Origin of the sequence: Bdellovibrio sp. ZAP7, assembly GCF_006874645.1 — a bacterium.
Classification (GTDB): domain Bacteria; phylum Bdellovibrionota; class Bdellovibrionia; order Bdellovibrionales; family Bdellovibrionaceae; genus Bdellovibrio.
Genome location: NZ_CP030082.1, coordinates 1,665,849 through 1,681,080, shown reverse-complemented (window position 1 = coordinate 1,681,080; position 15,232 = coordinate 1,665,849). Strand labels below are relative to the sequence as shown.

The following is a 15,232-nucleotide window of genomic DNA, read 5'->3' as shown; positions in this document are numbered from 1 at the left end:
CGAAAAATTCGAAGCGAAACGGTCTTACTTAAAGCGCATAAGCCAAACACGCCAGAATGCCTCAAGCACGATTTTTAGAGACATTTTACTTTGCCCCACGCGACGGTCTTCAAAAACGATCGGAGACTCGGCTCCCTTGAAGCCTTTTTTCATGGCTTTGTATTTCAATTCAATTTGGAAGCTATAACCGTTGGATTCAACAGTTGCCAGATCAATACCGATTAAAGTTTCCTTTTTCCAGGCATTGAAACCACCCGTCCAATCATTCAAGGGGAATCCCAAGATCAGACGAGAATAGATACCACCACCGCGAGAAATAATCTTGCGCATGATACCCCAATTTACCGTGCGACCGCCCTCGACATAACGAGAACCCACGGCGAAATCATTGTTTTTCAAAGTATTCAAAAGAGGACCCAAATCTTCAGGACGGTGGGAGAAGTCTGCATCCATTTCCACAATGGCCTCATACCCTTGATCGATACCCCAGCGGAAACCGGCGATATAGGCTTTACCCAAGCCTTGTTTGCCCGGGCGAGAAAGAAGATTCAATTGTGGTAGAGATTTTTGCATTTCACGCACGATGGAACCTGTGCCATCCGGAGAATTGTCGTCGACAACCAAAATATCAACGCCCAAATTTTGAGCAAAGACTGCAGGCACGATTGTCTGCACATTTTCTTTTTCATTGTAGGTAGGAATCACAATCAGAGTTTTCATGCCCCTAAATTGGCATAAACCTCTGCGGCTGGCAACAACTCCGGAAGGGCCATAAAGCGTAAAATACGGCTATTTCATTAAATAGATCGAGAAACGAGCTTGCCTTTACCCTTGGTTTCAAGGGCTTCGACCTTCTTAGGCGTGATGGTCGGCAAATTCAAAGGTTTCGTCAGCAGATACTTAGGATCTTGCTTACGCAGATCCAATTGGAACTTCACCTTCTCTGCCGCTGCAGCAGAATCTTTAACATAAAGAATTGGATCGAAGCCACAAGTGCGACACACCACCGATAAACGCCAGCGGATTTGCACGAACACTTCCGAAATCGCCAAGCACACCACGAAAGCGATCATCACGCGGGGATCATACTCCTGCCAGATCGCGAACATCACCACGATAGAAGCCATCGCGGCTGCAAAAATATTCATCAACCCGATATTTTTCTTACGGTAAATATTGCGGGGAGTTTTGCAAAAGGCGCAGTAACAGTTGTGCTTGGACTTGAAAAAAGAAAACATATATCTAGTCTGCCGGAAACAAGGTCCAGAAAGAAAGATCAATTTTTGAGAAATGACAAAGCCTTGCTAGAATCACCTTATGACTAAACTAAAAACGATCCAATTCGCTGTAGTTTCCCTTTTTACAATTTGCTCCTCTACAATGGTCTGGGCCGCTTCTGGCGCGGATTATCAGGAAGTCAGCTATGACGACTTGGTGAATGAATTAAGCCAAAAAAAATCCAGCTATGAACAAATCAAAAAAGATGCTGATGGCCCTCAATCACACATCGGAATTGGTTACGTCAACGGTTTCACCAATGTCTCTACAAGCGGTGCGAATTTCAATCGCCGCACAACAGGGGTTCAACTTTCTGCGGGTCGCGATCTAAGCTCTCGCAATCTTTACGGCGAAGTGATCTTCCGCAACTATGGTTCGAACGACAGCACCAGCGATTCTTTTTCGCTGCGCGAACTGGAAGGTAAATTTGGTTACACAAATGCGATCCAGGGAGTTTGGAACTACTCTTTAAGCACGGGTCTTTCTGCACGCATGATGAAATACGACAATGCCATTCAGGATTTGCATGTTGATGAAACAACGCCTTCTTTGGTTATTGCCAGCGGTTTGTTCGCACAAATTCACCAAAACATCTCTGTCGGCGTTGAAGCCAGCGCGCGCACAGCCTTGGTTAACAAACCTTCTGACAAAGACTCTTTTGACTTCGCGTTTCGCTTGAACACTTCTCTTTAATTCGCAATACTGGGCGAGTGGATACACTCGCCCTACTTCTTAGCCTCTTCGTTTTCTTAGTCGCCTTAGCCGTTTTGACCAACAAAGCGCGCGCACAAAAACACTACGATCAAGAACTCCAACCGAACTGCTTACTGACCCGCTGGCCCCTGTTGTTCGTCACAGGCCAACGGAGCTTTTTCTATTTCTCAAACTACTGGAACATCTATCCCTCTTACCTGGCAGAGCACGGCTACGAAGTCTTCCATTTAAGACTGCCATGGAGCAATCCACTGCTACGCCAATCCCGGTTAATCGAGTTTCTAAAATCGCAAGACGAAGCCAAAAGAAAATTCCACATGATCATGGACTCAACCACTCTGCAGGAGTTCGATTCCGTCCTTCGCGAACTCCGCCCCGACTGCGTGATGAGCATCACTGAAATCAACGGAAACGAAACCAAACCAACCGCAACCTCACTAACAACTCCCATCGTTCCCCAAGCCACCATCGAAACCCTACCATCCAAAAAAGGCAGCTTCTTCATCAAGTGGGCATATAACCTCCACCAAATAATCCTGTTCGGCCGCCCCCTCCCCTCACTCAGCACATTGGGTGCGATCGAAGCCACCCAACTTCAAAACGCCCGCCTCCTCCTAGAGAGGTCACAATCCCTAGCCGAAATGGATCTCCGCGAAGGCTAACAAACAAATACAACTTCAATGCCCGAGGATACCGCTAGGGCTCTGGCCGCTGCATACCCTGAACGCAGCGACCTCCGTCGGCGCACGATGCGCGAACCGGCAAAGCCGGCGACGGTGAGCCACGGATGGCGTGTCGCGGAGTTCGGGGTATGCAGCGGCCAGAGCCCTAGCGGTGTCCTCGAGGCATTGTTAGCTGAACTTACTTGCTTAGCCCTCCCCGACATGATGCAATGGGATTATGACTGACTATCGTGATGTGACACCTGGTAAAGACACTAAGATGCAAACAGCCAAAGAAGTTTTCAATTACGTGATTGATTACCTTCGCCATCCTGTTCAGAAGATCAAACATCTTCCTGACTGGAAATGGTCAACTTTGCTGATCACGATCATTGTGATCTCTATGATCTCGGGTGTGATTTCTGGTTTGATTCCGCCGAACATTTACCGTATCGGTTCTGGTTTGATCTTTGCTCCATTTATCGCGGTGGTAATGGCATGGCTTGGGGCTGTTTTCATTTATTACTACTTCCAGGTCTTCGAAAAAAGAACATGCTCCCTTCGCCTGATCTTTACGCTGGTACTTTTCTCAAACATCCCGTTCTTTATTTTCCAAGCAGGGTCTGAGTTGATTCCGCCGATCACATTGGTGGGTTTTGCCTTCACCGCGATGTTGATGGCGGTGGGCTTAAGCGAAAACTTCCAGATGGAAAAACGCCGCGCTTTGCGATTGGTGACAATCCTGTTCGCCTGCGTATTCTTCCTATGGCTATACAACCGCATCGAAGTGGCGAGAATGTAATTTCCACCTCCGCTGCGGTTGCTGATTGCGTCGGTCCGGACGGAAGATCCTGAAACGAAAAACGAGCTTCAGAATAAAAAAGGCATCTCTAAGGATGCCTTTTTTATTATTAGAAATTAGCAGGATCTCGACAGGACTTGCTCCGTCATTTCCTGTAGCTTTAAATCGCTGGACAAAGTAAGGCCGTACCTTTTAGAGCTTGTCGAAGGCTTTGATTGTCTCGTCCGTCAAATCTGAATCTGGTGTCGAGAACAAGACGCCGTTGTTGCTTTCCATCACGATTGTGTAACCTTTTTCTTTAGCGATTTTTGAAATCACTTCTTTCATTTTAGTTACGATCGGTCCTGTCAGCTCATTTTGCTTTTTTTGCAAATCCATTTGGCTTTTTTGAACTTCTTCACGGTATTTCATCATTTGAGCTTGGAACTCAGCTTGTTTTTTACCCAACGCCTCTTCAGACAAAACAGCTTTTTTCTTTTCCATCTCTTCGCCCAATTTCTTAAGCTCAGCTTCTTTTTTCTCGATGTCTTTTTTCTTTTTTCCGAAATCAGCTTCCAGTTGGGCTTTGGCTTTTTTACCGGCTGCTGTTGCTTGAACAGCTTTTTGCATATCCACGAAACCCACTTTGCTGTCGGCTGCTTTCGCCGCAGAAACAACCAACATCGCGCTCAAAATCATCATCAAACTTTTCATAAAAACTCCTCTAGATAAGTAAGCCTTTCGCATTCCCCTATGCTTGGCAACTTGAAAAACTGACCTTGCGCACTCTCAATAAAAAAGCCACGGCGCTATAGATACAAAAGCCATGGCTTTATAAACGCAAAAGCCACGGCGCTATAGACACAAAAGCCACGGCTTTATAAACGCAAAAGCCAAAGCTTTATAAACAAAAAAAGCCACGGCTTTATCAACCATGGCTTTTTACTATGACCAGAATGTCGGTAATTTTCTAAACTATGCTCTGCCTGTTGAACCAAATCCACCCGCACCGCGTTCTGTTTCGCTCAGTTCGTGAGCCATAACAAAGTTCGCTTGGTAAACCGGAGCCACCACCAATTGAGCGCAGCGTTCTTGATCACCGATAGTGACCGCAGCATCGCCCAGATTGATCACGATGATTTTAACTTCACCGCGATAGTCCGCATCGATTGTTCCTGGAGTATTCAAAACAGTTAGACCGTTTTTTGCCGCCCAGCCACTGCGTGGACGCGCTTGGATTTCAAAACCCAATGGAATTTCAAAGCTCAAACCTGTCGGGATCATCGCACGTTGACCTGGCTCCAAAACAACCGGGCCATCAAGTTGTGCACGAACATCCACACCAGAGGCTCCAGCAGATTGATACTGAGGAAGCTCACCTTTGAAATTCTCAAGGGTTTTAATTTTTACAGTTACTTTATTCATAGTTCAAACTCCTCCCACCAGTCTTTGAGATCCTCAACACCAGTGCCCAGCAAAACGCCGGATGTTTTATCAGTCGTCAGTTCATTGCGGATATAGTCGTTCACCGAATCCACCGTCACTTCGTTGATCTCTTCGATCACCGAATCCACTGACTTGTATTGGCCAAATACCATTTCATTGACTGCCAAAGATGTCATGCGATTTTCAATGTCGTCGGAGCCCAGCAGAATACTGCCCTTCACCTGCGTCTTGAACATCTCCACATCCGAACGAGTCGCACCGTTTTTACGGATCTTTTGGAATTCTTTGGAGATCAACTCGCCAACTTTTTTAACACTCTTTAACTCAGAAGCTGCATAGATATTCAGCATCCCTGAATCGATGTTGGTGTTGAGTCCTGAAAAAATCGAATAAACCAAGCCGCGCTTTTCACGCACACTTTGGTAAAGTTTCGAAGTCATGCCGCCACCCAAAAGAGTGTTCGTGATCACCGCTTCAAAACGATGACGATCACGGAAGCTCGCTGTTGGCAGCCCCAAAAGCATGTGCACTTGTTCCGATTGCTTTTCCATCACACGACGACGACGTAACCAAGATGGCTTTTTGCGCGTGTTTTTAAGCGTGGATTTAGCTTTCTTTCCCAAGTGCTTTTGAACACCCGTCATAAACTCGTCGTGATCCAGGCATCCCGCGGCGCTCACGATGATATTTTTACCGGTATAGTTTTTCTTATAATAATCCATCACCTGTTTTTGCTTCATCAAAGCAATCGAGGCAGGGGTTCCTAAGATGGGACGACCCAATGGATGCTTGCCGTAAGCCTCATCATAAAGAACGTCATAAATTACGTCTTCGTGAGAGTCTTCTGACATCGCGATCTCTTGCAGGATCACGCCTTTTTCCAAAGCAAATTCTTTTTTAACCAAATTCATATTGGAAACCAGGTCCGACAACACGTCTAACGCCTTTTCCCAATGATCCTTCAATACCAGCGCGTGATAGCACGTGTATTCACGAGTCGTGTAAGCATTCAGCTCTCCACCCAAGGATTCCAAAGATTTTGCGATTTGATAAGTGTTGCGGGTTTTGGTGCCTTTAAAAACCAGATGCTCAAGCAAGTGAGACATACCAGCAATGGCCGGGACTTCATCACGCGTCCCCGTTAAAACCCAGATACCGATAGAAACGGCACGGGACCCTGGATGAAACTCGCTCATCACTCGGATCCCGTTAGAAAGTTCAGATTTTTTGAACAAAGTATTTATAACCTGCTCCTATGCGCCGTGGTCTTTCGACCTTGGCGCGCCATCAGAGTCTACTGTTGTTGCAACAAAGCTTTGCGAGAAAGTTTCACGCGGCCTGCACGATCAACTTCAAGAACTTTTACGTCGATAGTTTCGCCTTCTTTAAGAACGTCTGTTACGGCGCGAACGCGCTCGTTAGAGATCTCAGAGATGTGTAGCAAACCTTGAGTGTTCGGAAGGATTTCAACGAAAGCTCCGAATTCTGCGATTTTTACTACGCGGCCTTTATACGTTTTACCTACTTCAGCTTCTGCCACGATGTCGTTGATCATGCCGATAGCTTTTTTAGTTGCTTCAGGATCAGCGGATGCGATGTGGATAGTACCGTCGTCTTCGATTTCAATCTTAACGCCAGTCGCTTCAGTGATACCACGGATAACTTTACCACCAGAACCGATAACTTCGCGGATTTTGTCTGGACGGATTTTGATAGTCTCGATACGTGGAGCAAATTCAGAGATTTGACCACGAGGAGTTTTCATCACTTTTTCCATTTCGTTCAAGATATGGATACGGCCGTCTTTAGCTTGAGACAACGCTTGCTCCATAACTTCGAAAGATACAGAGTCAATTTTGATATCCATTTGAACCGCTGTGATACCTTGAGCAGTACCAGCAACTTTAAAGTCCATGTCACCCAAGTGATCTTCATCACCCAAGATGTCAGTCAAGACAGCTACGCGGTCGCCTTCTTTGATAAGACCCATTGCCACACCAGCAACGTTCCCTTTAACAGGTACACCCGCATCAAGAAGAGCCATCAAACCAGAACATACAGTACCCATTGAAGAAGAACCGTTAGATTCCAATACTTCAGATACGATACGGATTGTGTATGGGAATTTCTCATGGTCAGGAAGAACTGCTTTAAGCGCGCGTTCCGCCAAGTTACCGTGACCGATTTCACGACGAGAAGTACCGCTCATACGACCTACTTCACCTACAGAGTATGGAGGGAAGTTGTAGTGAAGCATGAATTTGCGTTTTTGAACGCCCAACAATGAATCAACCATTTGTTCATCGTCACCAGTACCCAAAGTCACAGTACCCAAAACTTGAGTTTCACCACGAGTGAACAGGCCTGAACCGTGAGCGCGTGGCAAGATACCAACTTCGTTCGCTACAGGACGTACAGTTGTGGTGTTACGACCGTCGATACGAACTTTGCGATCCAAGATCATAGAACGAGCTTCTTTGTATTTAAGATCTTCGATGATTGTGTTGAGTTCTTTTTTACGTTGTTTCAAAAGGTCTTTGTCAGTGATAGAAGCCAACAAAGTTTTTTCAGCTTCAGAAGCTGCTGCTGCAGATGCCGCGTAACGATCTTGTTTTTCTTTGATCGCAAGCGCCGCTGCGATTTTAGGTTGCAAGAAAGCTTCAGCAGAAGATTTGAAATCTGCATCAATAGAAGGAGCTGTGTAAGCGCGTTTTGCTACAGAACCTGTTTTTTCACGCAATTCGTCTTGCGCGTTCAAAAGAGGAATCAATGCTTGGTGACCGAATTTCAAAGCTGCCAAAGCGTCTGCTTCAGAGATGAATTTCGTTTCACCTTCAACCATCAACAAACCATTGCGAGTTCCCGCAACGATCATATCCATATCGGATTTTTCCATTTGTTGTGGAGTTGGGTTGGCGATGAATTGACCATCAACGCGAGCGATTTGAACTGCTGCCGTTGGGCCATTGAATGGAATATCAGATACGTGAAGGGCTGCAGAAGCACCCAAGCTCGCCAGGATTTCCAGAGGGAACGAACCGTCAGCAGAAAGAACAGTTGCTACAACTTGAGTCTCGTAGCGGTAGCCCTCTGGGAAAGAAGGACGGATTGGACGGTCAATCAAGCGAGCGATAAGAACCGCATCGTTTGTTGGTTTAGCTTCACGTTTGAAGTAACCACCTGGAATTTTACCAGTTGCATAGTATTTTTCGATGTATTCAACAGTCAGAGGGAAGAAGTCCATCTCTGAAGGTTTTTTAGAAGAAACAGCAGTAACGATAACCATGTTGTTACCAGAAGAAACAAGAACTGATCCATCAGCTTGTTTTGCCATACGGCCTGTTTCGATTGTGATCTGTTTTCCACCTACAGAAGTAGTTACAGTCGTTTTCATTAAATCTCCTTATTTAGCGAAAATTCGTTTTCGCCATCCGTTTGTGGAAGCCATCTCAAAATTCATTCCGAGATTGTCTGCACTCCGACATCGTCGGAGGAGTCATCAGCGAACAATCTTGTTCACTGTGAAGTCAGCGCGATTTCTCAGCTGGCTTCCTGTTTTTTAAAGTTCGAAGGGGCTATTACGCCCCTTCTTTAGTATCTTATTTAAGATGAGATTACTTACGGATATCAAGTTCTTTGATAAGAGTTTGATAACCTTTAACGTCTTTGCGGTGCAAGTAATCCAAAAGCTTACGACGTTGATTTACTAGAGTCACAAGACCACGACGACCGTGGAAATCTTTTTTGTGAGTAGTGAAGTGAACTGTAAGGTCGTTGATACGTGCTGTAAGCAAAGCAACTTGTACTTGTGCTGAACCAGTATCTAGGCCTGCAGTTTTGAACTTGTTAACGATCTGTGCTTTTTGTTCTTTAGTGACTGCCATTAGCGTCTCCTGTGTTGGCGTTGCCGCCGGTTTGTAAACTCCCCACCTTAGTCGTCATGGCTGTCGATCCTAGGCAGGTTTTGTAAGGTTCTATCTGAGCCCGCAAGCGGGGTCAAGTAGTGAAAATAATTAGTATTTAAATACGCGCTTCAGGACAAATCCTCGCCCCGGCTCGAGGCCAACAATGGCCAAAAGCTTCCCGCCCTCCAGGGCAAGAATCTGCACGTATTGGTCTTCTTCGGGCTTAAAAACAGCTATAAGCTGGCTACGCAGGTCATGGCTGATTTGGCCATTCCCCAAAAGCACCTGATCCTGCCCCTTCACGCGGATACGCTTCACCATCGGCAAAGCGGCATCCATCGCAACAAAAGCGCTCGAAAAAGTGCTCTTTTTTACACACTCCTCAATCGCTTCCAGGGTCTGCCCCTGCTGCAAATGATAGGGAGCCGAATATGTCCTGCGCAAGGCACTCATCGCCGCACCACAGCCAAGAGCCTGCCCCAAAAGGTCCACCCAAGTACGAATGTAGCTGCCTTTAGAACAGCGAAGATCAAACTCGGCCCAATCCTCACCCATTCCCAGAAACTGTACATCCCAGAAGTTCATGACCTTTTTAGGGATTACGACGTCTTTGTCCTGGCGGGCATATTCGTAAAGTTTTTTACCCTGAACTTTGATGGCCGAGTAAATCGGAACTTCCACTTCCATCTCACCCTGCAGTTTCATGGCTTCAGAGAGCAATGTTTCCTGCACCAGACTGACGGGCTTGGTTTCCAAAGTTTCTCCGGTGGTATCCAGGGTATCTGTGCGAATTCCAAATTGAATGCGCACACGGTAGCCCTTGTCACCTTCCAGAATGTATTGAGAAAGCTTGGTCGCTTCATTGATCAGGCAGGCCATTAAGCCGGACGCCATTGGATCCAACGTGCCGGAGTGACCGACAGACTTCGTGCCCATAATACGGCGCAAGCGTGAAACCACGTCATGGCTCGAAATGCCAGAAGGCTTATCAACTAACAATAAGCCGTTGAAATCGACGCTGATCCGTTTAGCCGGAGGCGTTTTTAAATTTTCAGAATTATTCGTCATCAGACTCTGAGTCTTCTTTAGGCTCTTTGGATTTTCTTTCCAATTCAAGATCAGAAAGAATGCGCTCCACTTTCAAAACCTGTTCTGTGGCGTGATCCACATAGAAAGTCAGTTTTGGGCAATAACGCATTTTAAGTTCTTTGCCGATATAGTTTTGAATTTCAAAGGCACGTTCCTGCAAAAGCTCCAACGCCGTTTCCTGGTCCTTATCGGAACCCAGAACACTGACATAGACTTTTGCGGCACGCAAATCCGCAGGCATTTTAACCGAAGCCACCGTCACCAAACCTGGCAACGGTGTTCTAAAACCACGGATCAAAAACTGAGCGATGGTAGCTTGAATTTCACGTTCTACGCGAGCGACTCTGCGCCCATCACCCATGTTTTTCATTATAGACCCAATTCTCTAGCAACTTCTTTTTTAATAAAGGCTTCCATCATATCGCCGACTTTAACGTCATTGTAGTTTTCAATGCCGATACCGCACTCGTAGCCTTGAGCCACTTCTTTGGCGTCGTCTTTGAAACGTTTAAGCGATGCGATCTTGCCTTCGTAAATGATCTTATCTTCACGAAGAAGACGGATCGAATTATTACGCTGAACTTTACCATCGATAACGAAGCAACCCGCAATCGTTCCAACTTTTGGTACGTTGAACACGTTACGAACTTCCACACGGCCCATAACTTCTTCAACCATATCTGGAGTAAGAAGACCGGACATTGCAGCTTTCATTTGGTCGATCAATTCGTAAACGATCGAGTAAGTTCTGATGTCGACACCCAATTGTTTCGCTTTTGCTTGTGCGCCCAAGTCAGGACGTACGTTGAAGCCCAAAACGATACCTTTTGAAGTGTTCGCCAAAGTCACGTCATTCTCATTGATACCACCGACAGCGGCGTGGATCACACGCACTTTAACTTCCGGAGTTACCAATTTAGAAAGCATGCCGTTGATGGCCTCAAGAGAACCATGCACGTCTGCTTTCAAGATGATCGCAAGCTCTTTCACATCGCCAGATTTAACTTTAGAGAAGATTTCGTCCAAAGACATTTTCGACGCTGGAGTTGCCGCAGCTTTCGCCGCTTGTTCTTTTCTCAACGTAGACATCTCTTCAGCAGTTTTTTCGTCTTTAACGATATCGAACTTATCACCGGCAGCTGGAACACCATCCAGACCCAAAACTTCCACAGGAAGACCTGGACCCACAGATTCAACTCTTTGACCTTTATCATTCGTCAAAGAACGAACGCGGCCTTTCATTGTACCTGCTACGATGTACTGACCAACAGCAACAGTTCCATCTTTAACAAGAAGTGTTGCAACAGGTCCTTTGCCTTTTTCCATTTTCGCTTCGATCACAAGACCTGTGCCCGAACGTTTAGGATTGGCTTTAAGCTCACCGATTTCAGCCAACAATTTGATTTGCTCAAGAAGCTCTTTCAAGCCTGTTTTCTTAAGTGCTGAAACTTCCACGAAGATCGTGTTACCGCCCCATTCTTCCGGAACGATTTCAAGTTCAGTTAATTGTTGTTTGATACGGTCCGGATTCGCACCCGGTTTATCCATCTTATTCACAGCAACGATAATAGGTACGCCAGCTGCTTTCGCATGGTTAATAGATTCTTGCGTTTGCGGCATCATGCCGTCATCCGCTGCCACCACGATAACCGCGATATCAGTCGCGTTCGCACCACGAGTACGCATCGCCGTAAAGGCTTCGTGACCCGGAGTATCTAGGAACGTGATCAAAGAACCGTCTTCCAATTTAACAGAGTAAGCACCGATGTGCTGCGTGATACCGCCGGCTTCGCCTTTGGCAACGTCAGCATTACGGATAGCATCCAACAAGGAAGTCTTACCATGGTCAACGTGACCCATGATTGTAACAACTGGTGGACGAGTGATTTTTTCTGCATCCATATCACCGAATGCAGTTTCCGACGCCACGTCATCAGCAGTTTTGAATACGTTTTGTGCTTCCCAACCGAATTCAGGCACGATCAAGGCGATCGTATCGAAATCCAGCGAAGTATTCATGTTGGCCATAACACCGTTCGACATCAAAACTTTGACCAATTGAGGAGCTTTCAAGCCCATCTCCATTGCCAAATCCGTCAGCTTCATTGTGCCATTAACTTTAACGATACGTTTATGAGCTGCCGCTGTTGTGATTTGAGTTTTCTGAGCATCGCGATCCAATACGCCTTTTTTCTTTTTAGGCTGGAACACCATCTCACGCTTACGGAACTCAACGGGGTTGAACGTTTTAACTTCTTCTTCTTTTTCTTTTTCACGAGCGCTTGGCCCCGCATTGAATGCACTTGGAGCCACAGCCGGAGCTGCACCAAAGCGTTTGCGTTTATCAAACTCTTTGTTGTGGTGGTGATCGCCACCTTCAGTTGGTATCTCTGGAGGAGCTTGCTGCGCTACGAAACCAGGACGGATGTTACGCGTTGGCGCACCACCTGCTGGGCGATTGAAACCACCCGGGCGAGGTCCTGTGAAAGAAGCACTTGCACCGCCACCCGTGCGGGGTTGAAAACCTCCACCTTGTGGACGCTCACCTTGTGAGCGCTGCGGAGCTTGTGTCTGAACGCGGGAAAGATCCATGCGCCCAATGATATTTCTTTTCGGAGCAGAAGCCGGAGTCGACGAACTTGCGATACCGCTAGTTCCAACAACAACTTCTTTCTTACGAGCCTGAATCGGAGCGGATGCCGCTGGTGCTGCCGGAGCTTCTGTTTTCACAGGAGCCGGAGCTTCAACTTTGGCCTCCACCACTGGCGCTGCTGGAGCCGCCGCCACAGGTGTTGGTTCTGGTTTCGCAACAAGCTTTTCTTCAACCACCGCTGGAGTTGGTTCTTCAACCTCTTCCTTCGGAGCAGCCGCAGCTGCTGGCTTTTTAACTACAACACGAGTTGTTTTAGGAGCTTCCGCCTCTTCCTCAACTTCGGGTTTGGAAATTACTTTTGCTTTTGCTTCAACCGGAGCCGCTTCCTCTTTCGTCTTACGACGAATAACTGAAGGCTTCGGCGCAGTTGCTGCTGCCGCGGCTTCTGTTTCAGCTGCCGCTACTTTTTTAGCTGGCGCCTTACGAGCTGCTGTTTTTTTGGGTTTCGCTTCTTCAGCGGGTTTATCACCACCACCCAACTTAATTTTAATCTGCTCAAGAACTTGCGGATCTAGTTCTGCCATATGGCTTTTAATAGGCAAATTCCATTCACGGATTTTGTCCATCAAAGCCAGCGGGGTCATCCCGATCTCTTTAGCAAATTCAAAAACTTTTGGATTACTCACTCAGTCTCCCTGTGTAGTAACTGTAACTTAAACTTTAAAAATCTATTCTTCTTCAGCTTCTTGAGAGTTCAATTTTTGCAACTCTTGTTTCAACAAGGCATCGGCTTGAGCTTTCGCTGAACCGCCCGCTTTGCTTTCTTTGGCAACGGTTGGAGCCGTTGGTACTGGAGTACCTTCTGCTTCATACTTAGTAAGCAAAGCTTTCGCTTCGTTAGAAAGTTTCTCTGCCTTTTCTGGATCGTCATAACCTGGGATCGTCATCAACTCTTGTACACTTGCTTGAGCTACAGATTGGAACGAACCGAAGCCAGATTGGAAGATGTTTTGTGCCATAGTTTCGTTCATGCCTGGGATCAACATCAAATTGAAGATGGATTCCGCAGTACGAGACGCCGCTGAAGATTCAGAAATAATATCCAATTTCCAAGTCGTCAATTTAGCTGCCAAGCGAACGTTTTGACCACGTTTACCGATAGCCAAAGACAATTGAGAATCTGGAACCACGATTTCCATCTCACGGTTTGTATCATCCAGGAATACGCGAGAAATTTCAGCCGGAGCCAAAGCATTCACCGCGAAACGAGTGATGTCTTCATCCCAAGGAACAATATCGATTTTTTCGCCACGAAGTTCTTGTACGATGTTTTGTACACGGGAACCCTTCATACCAACGCAAGCCCCTACTGGATCAACCGTTTGGTCGTTAGAACGAACTGCGATTTTAGCACGTTGTCCTGGCTCACGAGCCGCGGCCATGATCTCAACCACACCGTCATAGATTTCTGGAACTTCCATTTCGAAAAGTTTCATCAAATAACGTTCATCAGCGCGAGACATGATAATTTGTGGACCACGTGTCGTTTGACGAACTTCAGACAAGTAACCTTGAATACGGTCACCTGGTTTGTATTGTTCGCCAGGGATTTGCTCACGAGGTGGGATGTACGCTTCCGTACGACCCAAATCGACAACGATCGCACCTTTTTCCACGCGACGAGCGATACCAGATGCGATTTCACCTTTACGTTCTTCGAATTCAGTGAAGATGATAGAGCGTTCAGCATCACGCACTTTTTGCATGATGATTTGTTTTGCAGTTTGCGCTGCGATACGGCCCAAGTCAGTTGCTTCCAACTTGATACCAATAGAGTCGTCCATTTGAACGTTTGGATCCAATTTAACGGCGTCGTCATAAGTGATTTCAACTTCTTCGTCGACGAATTTTTCGCGAGGTACAACTTCTTTGAACTCGAAAAGTTCAACTTCGCCAGTCTCTTCGTTGTAGGCCGCTTCGATTTCACGGTAAGTACCGTATTTTTTACGGGCAGCTACAAGCATACCTTGAGTGATTGCATCGATAACGACTTGTTTGTCGATACCTTTGTCTTTACCAACTTGTTCAATCACTTTGGAAAGATCTGAAAACATATTTTCAGCCATGGCTCATCCTCTCTACTTTTTTTGACCTTTATTAATTTCAAACAAAACTTTAGCTTTTTCGATCATACCGTACGGGATTTTAATCTCGACGTCTTTGACCACGAATCGCACACCTTGATCGTCGGCAGATTCAATAACCTCTTCGACGGTTTTAGCAGCTTTCCATTTTTTATCTGTCACACCCATACTCTCCAGAGATTTGGATGTTTTCAGATACACTTTCTTGCCTACCGCTTTTTGGAAGTGCCATGGTTTTACCAAGTGGCGCTCCAAACCCGGACTTGAAACTTCCAGAGCATATGCAGCCCCTGGAATGATATCTTCGTCTTTTTCCAAAACTTCATTTAAAGCTTTAGAAACATTCGAACAATCTTCAAGACTGATACCGCCCTCGTCATCTTTATCAATGAACAAGCGCAAAGTACGACCCTTGCCCATGCCTACGAATTCGATATCGTAAAGCAGACATCCCTGAGATTCAGCGGCGTCAGTTGCGATTTTTTCTACTTTATCTAACCAAGAGGGTCTCTCAGACATCTCTTCACTTCCTTTACGCACCATCTGTGCGGCTTCAGCCCACCAACCCCGATACGGGTGGTTTCAGCTTACTAATGAAGTGACTCCTGCTAAAAGCCGTT

The 15,232-nt window shown here is 46.3% G+C and carries 15 protein-coding genes; 3 read left to right on the top strand and 12 right to left on the bottom strand.

Annotated features, from left to right (window positions below; genetic code table 11):
* Positions 1-24: 24 nt before the first annotated feature.
* Positions 25-720: a polyprenol monophosphomannose synthase gene (locus tag DOM22_RS08155; RefSeq protein WP_142699888.1), complete on the bottom strand. Its 696-nt coding sequence runs from the start codon at positions 718-720 to the stop codon at positions 25-27.
* 77 nt (positions 721-797) lie between these two features.
* Positions 798-1,238: a hypothetical protein gene (locus DOM22_RS08150; RefSeq protein ID WP_142699887.1), complete on the bottom strand. Its 441-nt coding sequence runs from the start codon at positions 1,236-1,238 to the stop codon at positions 798-800.
* A gap of 79 nt (positions 1,239-1,317) precedes the next feature.
* On the opposite strand from DOM22_RS08150, the gene DOM22_RS08145 reads away from it, so the two are divergent.
* The 3 genes from DOM22_RS08145 to DOM22_RS08135 all read left to right on the top strand — a co-directional run bounded on the left by DOM22_RS08145 (position 1,318) and on the right by DOM22_RS08135 (position 3,456).
* A complete protein-coding gene (locus DOM22_RS08145; protein ID WP_142699886.1) occupies positions 1,318-1,971 on the top strand; it encodes a hypothetical protein in 654 nt (217 codons plus the stop codon).
* A 17-nt stretch (positions 1,972-1,988) separates the two neighbouring features.
* A complete protein-coding gene (locus DOM22_RS08140) occupies positions 1,989-2,654 on the top strand; it encodes a hypothetical protein (RefSeq protein WP_142699885.1) in 666 nt (221 codons plus the stop codon).
* Positions 2,655-2,892: 238 nt separating this feature from the next.
* On the top strand, positions 2,893-3,456 hold the full coding sequence (locus DOM22_RS08135) for a Yip1 family protein (protein WP_142699884.1): 564 nt from the start codon (positions 2,893-2,895) through the stop codon (positions 3,454-3,456).
* Between the two features lie 192 nt (positions 3,457-3,648).
* On the opposite strand, the gene DOM22_RS08130 is transcribed toward DOM22_RS08135, so the two are convergent.
* From DOM22_RS08130 to rimP, 10 genes are all read right to left on the bottom strand, one after another.
* Positions 3,649-4,149 carry an OmpH family outer membrane protein gene (locus tag DOM22_RS08130; RefSeq protein WP_142699883.1) on the bottom strand — a complete coding sequence of 167 codons (501 nt, stop codon included), beginning with the start codon at positions 4,147-4,149 and terminating at the stop codon, positions 3,649-3,651.
* A 261-nt stretch (positions 4,150-4,410) separates the two neighbouring features.
* Positions 4,411-4,860: a dUTP diphosphatase gene (gene dut, locus DOM22_RS08125; protein ID WP_142699882.1), complete on the bottom strand. Its 450-nt coding sequence runs from the start codon at positions 4,858-4,860 to the stop codon at positions 4,411-4,413.
* Positions 4,857-6,116 (bottom strand): pitrilysin family protein, encoded by a 1,260-nt coding sequence (locus tag DOM22_RS08120; RefSeq protein ID WP_246845899.1) that lies wholly within the window; start codon positions 6,114-6,116, stop codon positions 4,857-4,859. Before DOM22_RS08120 ends, dut begins: the two co-directional genes overlap by 4 nt.
* Before the next feature lie 59 nt (positions 6,117-6,175).
* Positions 6,176-8,275 (bottom strand): polyribonucleotide nucleotidyltransferase, encoded by a 2,100-nt coding sequence (gene pnp, locus DOM22_RS08115; RefSeq protein ID WP_142699880.1) that lies wholly within the window; start codon positions 8,273-8,275, stop codon positions 6,176-6,178.
* A gap of 220 nt (positions 8,276-8,495) precedes the next feature.
* Positions 8,496-8,765: a 30S ribosomal protein S15 gene (gene rpsO / locus DOM22_RS08110; RefSeq protein WP_088614323.1), complete on the bottom strand. Its 270-nt coding sequence runs from the start codon at positions 8,763-8,765 to the stop codon at positions 8,496-8,498.
* A gap of 129 nt (positions 8,766-8,894) precedes the next feature.
* Complete coding sequence (gene truB, locus DOM22_RS08105; RefSeq protein ID WP_142699879.1) at positions 8,895-9,854, bottom strand: tRNA pseudouridine(55) synthase TruB; 960 nt, start codon at positions 9,852-9,854, stop codon at positions 8,895-8,897.
* The gene (rbfA, locus tag DOM22_RS08100) at positions 9,844-10,245 is read right to left on the bottom strand and encodes a 30S ribosome-binding factor RbfA (protein ID WP_142699878.1); all 402 of its coding nucleotides are present in this window, start codon (positions 10,243-10,245) and stop codon (positions 9,844-9,846) included. Before rbfA ends, truB begins: the two co-directional genes overlap by 11 nt.
* Positions 10,245-13,154: a translation initiation factor IF-2 gene (gene infB / locus DOM22_RS08095; protein WP_142699877.1), complete on the bottom strand. Its 2,910-nt coding sequence runs from the start codon at positions 13,152-13,154 to the stop codon at positions 10,245-10,247. Before infB ends, rbfA begins: the two co-directional genes overlap by 1 nt.
* A 42-nt stretch (positions 13,155-13,196) precedes the next feature.
* Positions 13,197-14,594 carry a transcription termination factor NusA gene (nusA, locus tag DOM22_RS08090; RefSeq protein WP_142699876.1) on the bottom strand — a complete coding sequence of 466 codons (1,398 nt, stop codon included), beginning with the start codon at positions 14,592-14,594 and terminating at the stop codon, positions 13,197-13,199.
* Between the two features lie 12 nt (positions 14,595-14,606).
* Positions 14,607-15,131: a ribosome maturation factor RimP gene (gene rimP, locus DOM22_RS08085; protein WP_142699875.1), complete on the bottom strand. Its 525-nt coding sequence runs from the start codon at positions 15,129-15,131 to the stop codon at positions 14,607-14,609.
* Between the last annotated feature and the right edge of the window lie 101 nt (positions 15,132-15,232).